Below are 4,257 nucleotides of genomic sequence, written 5' to 3'. Positions count from 1 at the left end.
CCGGCAAGCCTGCCCCGCAAGACGCAACGCCCCCCGAGTCCGGCAAGTTTTCCATATTCAGGCGCTCTCTCAAGCTGCGCCAAGTAAGCGCCGCGGGCTGCAACGCCTGCGAGGCCGACTGCAACGTGCTCGGCACACTGGTGTTTGACCTGCCCCGTTTCGGCATTGATTTTGTCGCCTCGCCGCGACACGCCGACGGCATCGTGGTTACCGGGCCTGTGTCTGAAAATATGCGCCTGGCAGCCCTTGATACGTATAACGCCACGCCGGAACCCCGCCTCGTGGTGGCTGTAGGTGCCTGCGCCATATCGGGAGGTCTTTTCCGCGATGCCCCGCAATGCAATAACGGCATTGCAGACATCCTGCCCGTGGATCTTTTTGTGCCGGGCTGCCCGCCCAACCCCTGGACTATTCTGGACGGCCTGCTATTGTTGAGGAAATAAATATTTTCGCCAAGGGCGAGACAACTTTTGACAAAAAACGGAACAACGTATGACCGATGCAATGCGTTCATGGCTATACTTGTTTCTTCTGGTATTGGTAACATCCCTGTCCAGCTCTGTGTGTCAATGGTGGAGCATTCGCCCTACGTTCCCCATAGCAGGCATCAATATCGCGGCGTCGTTGTGCCTGCTTGTCTTGGCAAGCCGCAGAATATGCATATTATTTATTATTTTTCAATGTGTGTTTGGCATTGTGTGCGTTGCAGTGTCAGACACACTCAAGGTTCCGTTAAACCTTTCTACCATAATACATGGAACACGCTACGCAAGCCATCTAGGCTTATCGGTACTTTCTCATGTGCCGGTTACAAAATCGTTATTCTTCATTATCTGCGCTTTTGCGCAAATATTTTTTTTATTCAGAGTTACAATATTGCCCTATCGAAAACAGGTCGGCATATGCGCTCTCGCAGCCTTTGCCATAGCCATGGGCAGCAGCTTCGCAGTGCAGTCGCTCAAGGAATTCTGGCCCGAGAACATGGCAAACGAAAAGATCAGCCCGACACCTCCGGAACGCCGTTCGCTGCACACACGCGGCTATCTGGCCACATATGCGCTGGAGCTGGCTACCGGTTACCCCTGGCGCATGAAAAACCACACGCAGCCCCTGGAATCGCCGGAGGGCATTGAAAGTCTGCCCTCGCTTTCCTGCACAGACAAAATCGCGCTTATTCAAGTGGAAGCATTGGATTACGAGATGGTTACAGAAAAGGCACAGGGGGAATACGTTATGCCCTTTCTGCATGGCCTGCTGAAGCATGCGATACTGCTGCGTCTGGACGGAACCAAAAAAATGGCATCAGCCAACTCGGACTACGAAATATTCAATGGCCGCATCGCATCACACAGCATTTTGCACTATGAGTATGAACAGGATTATTCTGAATCATTTTTGCGCTTTCTGACTCAAAAAATTTCCCCCAGCTATTCCTTTCATGGCGTGCCCGGCAACTACATGAATCAGGAGGTTGCCTACCAGCGCCAAGGAGTGCAGCATGTTTACGGGCTGGAAAAAATGCAGGCCGAAGGTGTACCTGCGATTCCCATCTGGACGGACGGTATTGCCTCCGACACGGATCTGCTTGCCTTTGCGGCCCAAAAAATTCCTGCAGCCGGCCCTTTTTTGCATTTTATCATCACGCTGGACATGCACGTCATGGATCAGCCCGAAATGGTCTGCAATTCCCTGAAGTTTCCGGACGAACCACGCAACACCTATTATTCGCTGTGCCGTCACACTGATACCGCACTGGCCGCCTATATCGAACAACTGCCTGCGGGAACCACGGTAGCCATCTGGGGGGATCACAGGTCGTACACCAGTGAGGCTTCGGGCTATATTCCCTTTCTGTTCTTCATTACCGGGCAGTCACACCCCTTTGCGCATGAAGACGCTCCGCTCCTGAACAGAAGCAAGATATACTACTATCTGAAAAAAAATTTCTCCCAGCTCGGTGCGCAACAAGTACCGGCTACAGCAGAATCAGGGCGATAAGCAGCAGTACATTACAGAACAGGGCCAATAAAACCGCCATAGATCCCTTATCTTTGGCGTTTTTTATCAGTTCTGAATAACCGGGGCTTACAAGATCGCACACGTCCTCTATGGCGGAGTTGAGCAGCTCGACGATAAGAATCAAAAGATATGAGCCTGTCAGAAAAAACTTTTTCCACAGCGGCCAGGGCACTGCAAACATGATTAGAACAAGCCCGGCCAGCCCGGCCAGCTCCAGGCGAAAAGCCTCCTCCTTGGTCAGGGCGGCACGGAATCCCGCCAGAGAAAAAAGCGTAGCCCTGACACAGCGCCTGTAAAACACATCGTACATTTTTCTAAACATATACCAGTCCTTTATCAAGGCTCAGCCACGACGGGCCTGCCGCTACCTGCCATCCCCAAGTTTCGATAAAAGCGTTTTGCGGTTGATGCCAAGGCGTCGCGCGGCCTCGCTTTTATTGCCGCCCACCTGTTCAAGCGTGTCCTGCACGGCCAGACGCTCGATTTCCTCCAGCGTCATGTTGGCAAAATCCAGCCGCGCCGGACGTGTGTTGTCCTCCTCCACATCCACAATGGTGGGCGGCAGCTCGCGTTCGCTGATATATTCGCCCACCAGCAGCACCACAGCCCGTTCCACGGCGTTTTCCAGTTCACGCACGTTGCCGGGCCAGGCATGCTTGAGCAGCCTGTCCATAGCGGCAGGGGTAAAACCCTTGACCGTCTTGCCGTTGCGCTCGGCAAAAAGCTTCATGAAATGCATGGCGAGCAGGGGAATGTCCTCCTGTCGGTCACGCAGGGGCGGCAATTGCAAGGCCACCACATTGAGACGGTAATAAAGGTCCTGACGAAAACGTCCCTCGTCCACCTCCTGGGCCAGATCCTTGTTGGTGGCCGCCAGAATGCGCACGTCCACCTTGAGGTTCTGGTCGCCGCCCACACGCTGCAGTTCGCGTTCCTGAATCACCCGCAGCAGTTTGACCTGCATGGACAGCGGAATTTCACCGATCTCGTCCAGAAAGATCGTGCCTTTGTTGGCCGCCAGAAACCGGCCTTCACGGCGTTTTTCCGCACCGGTGAACGCGCCTTTTTCATGACCGAACAGTTCTGATTCCAGCAGGGTTTCCGTCAGGGCGGCGCAGTTGACGGCCACATAAGGCCCCTTGCTTCTGCCGCTGTTGGCGTGGATGAGCTTGGCAATAACCTCCTTGCCCGTACCGGATTCGCCCGTAATGAGCACCGTGGCCTCGGAAGGCGCAATGGCTGAAACCAGGCCCAGCATCTGGCGCATGGCCGGGCTTTGGCCGATGACATCGCGCGAGTCCACATTGGCCGCCAGTTCGTGACGCAGGGCAAGCACTTCGTCCCGCAGGCTGGCATGGTCGAGAGCGCGTTCCAGGGCCAGCTTGAGAGCGTCAAAAGCCAGAGGCTTGGTAAGATAGTCGTACGCCCCGGCCTTGAGGGCCTCCACGGCGTTCGCCACATCGGAATAGGCCGTCATGATCAGCACGGGAATGGCCGGATTATATCCCTTGATGGCGCGGGTGGCCTCAATGCCGCTCATGCCGCCCATGCGAACGTCCATAAGGATGAGGTCAAAAGGGCTTTCCTGGCACAGGGCCACGGCTTCTTCGCCATTATCCACGGTAACAGGGGCGTAACCCCACTCTTCCAGCAGGGCGCGCAACATTTCGCGATGATTGCGGTCGTCGTCCACCACCAGCAGCTTTACGGCCGATTTTACAGTCATTTCATCTTCCTCGGCAGCTTGAATATTCCGTTATTTTTGTCTGAGTATCCGCTGATTAAATCTTCGATTTACTCAGCTCGATGCCAAAAAATGGAAGCCATTTTGGGGAAAGGCACAAAAAACGCGCATGTAACGGGGGAAGTGAATTCCCCCTATTCACGTTTTTTGGGCTCCTGCCCGCGCAGGAGCCGCGGGAAGCGCGGAGTAAAGGCTTCCCTGACACTTTTATCCGCCCAGCGGGGCGTCATCCCTGCCACGCACGGGCAGTTCAAGAGTGAATTCCGTACCCCGGCCAGGCTGGGAGGTCACGCTGACATTGCCGCCATGCCCTTCCACAATCTGATGCACAATGGCAAGGCCAAGGCCCGTGCCTGAGGGCTTGGTGGTAAAATAGGGCGTAAAAATGGCCGCCTGAATGTCCCTGGCAATGCCCGGCCCAGTATCGGCCACCGTGATGCTGAAGTTCTGCCCGCCGGCGCAGAGGCGCGCGCCCACACGCAGTTCGCCGCCCT

General features: G+C 55.2%; 5 protein-coding genes. 2 read left to right on the top strand and 3 right to left on the bottom strand.

Annotation, left to right across the window (positions count from 1 at the left end):
- Together V6C16_RS08595 and V6C16_RS08590 are read left to right on the top strand one after the other, a co-directional pair.
- Positions 1-443, top strand: a 443-nt coding sequence (locus V6C16_RS08595; RefSeq protein ID WP_442886203.1) for an NADH-quinone oxidoreductase subunit B family protein, incomplete at its 5' end; no start/stop codon positions are given.
- Positions 444-876: 433 nt separating this feature from the next.
- The gene (locus V6C16_RS08590) at positions 877-1,998 is read left to right on the top strand and encodes a sulfatase-like hydrolase/transferase (RefSeq protein ID WP_333535410.1); all 1,122 of its coding nucleotides are present in this window, start codon (positions 877-879) and stop codon (positions 1,996-1,998) included.
- Here the strand turns inward: V6C16_RS08590 and V6C16_RS08585 are convergent.
- From V6C16_RS08585 to V6C16_RS08575, 3 genes are all read right to left on the bottom strand, one after another.
- Positions 1,976-2,341: a diacylglycerol kinase gene (locus tag V6C16_RS08585; RefSeq protein WP_333535409.1), complete on the bottom strand. Its 366-nt coding sequence runs from the start codon at positions 2,339-2,341 to the stop codon at positions 1,976-1,978. The genes V6C16_RS08590 and V6C16_RS08585 overlap by 23 nt on opposite strands.
- 42 nt (positions 2,342-2,383) lie before the next feature.
- A complete protein-coding gene (locus V6C16_RS08580; protein WP_333535408.1) occupies positions 2,384-3,745 on the bottom strand; it encodes a sigma-54-dependent transcriptional regulator in 1,362 nt (453 codons plus the stop codon).
- Between the two features lie 225 nt (positions 3,746-3,970).
- On the bottom strand, positions 3,971-4,257 hold a 287-nt coding region (locus tag V6C16_RS08575; RefSeq protein WP_333543014.1), incomplete at its 5' end, for an ATP-binding protein.

This window comes from Desulfovibrio sp. 1188_IL3213, from assembly GCF_036763145.1.
Classification (GTDB): domain Bacteria; phylum Desulfobacterota; class Desulfovibrionia; order Desulfovibrionales; family Desulfovibrionaceae; genus Desulfovibrio.
This window is presented reverse-complemented; position numbering and strand designations above follow the sequence as displayed.

What these genes read in the sequence shown, in the direction of transcription:
- V6C16_RS08585 (WP_333535409.1), bottom strand. Translation starts at nt 2,341, where the DNA reads ATGTTTAGAAAAATGTACGATGTGTTTTACAGGCGCTGTGTCAGGGCT.
- V6C16_RS08580 (WP_333535408.1), bottom strand. Translation starts at nt 3,745, where the DNA reads ATGACTGTAAAATCGGCCGTAAAGCTGCTGGTGGTGGACGACGACCGC.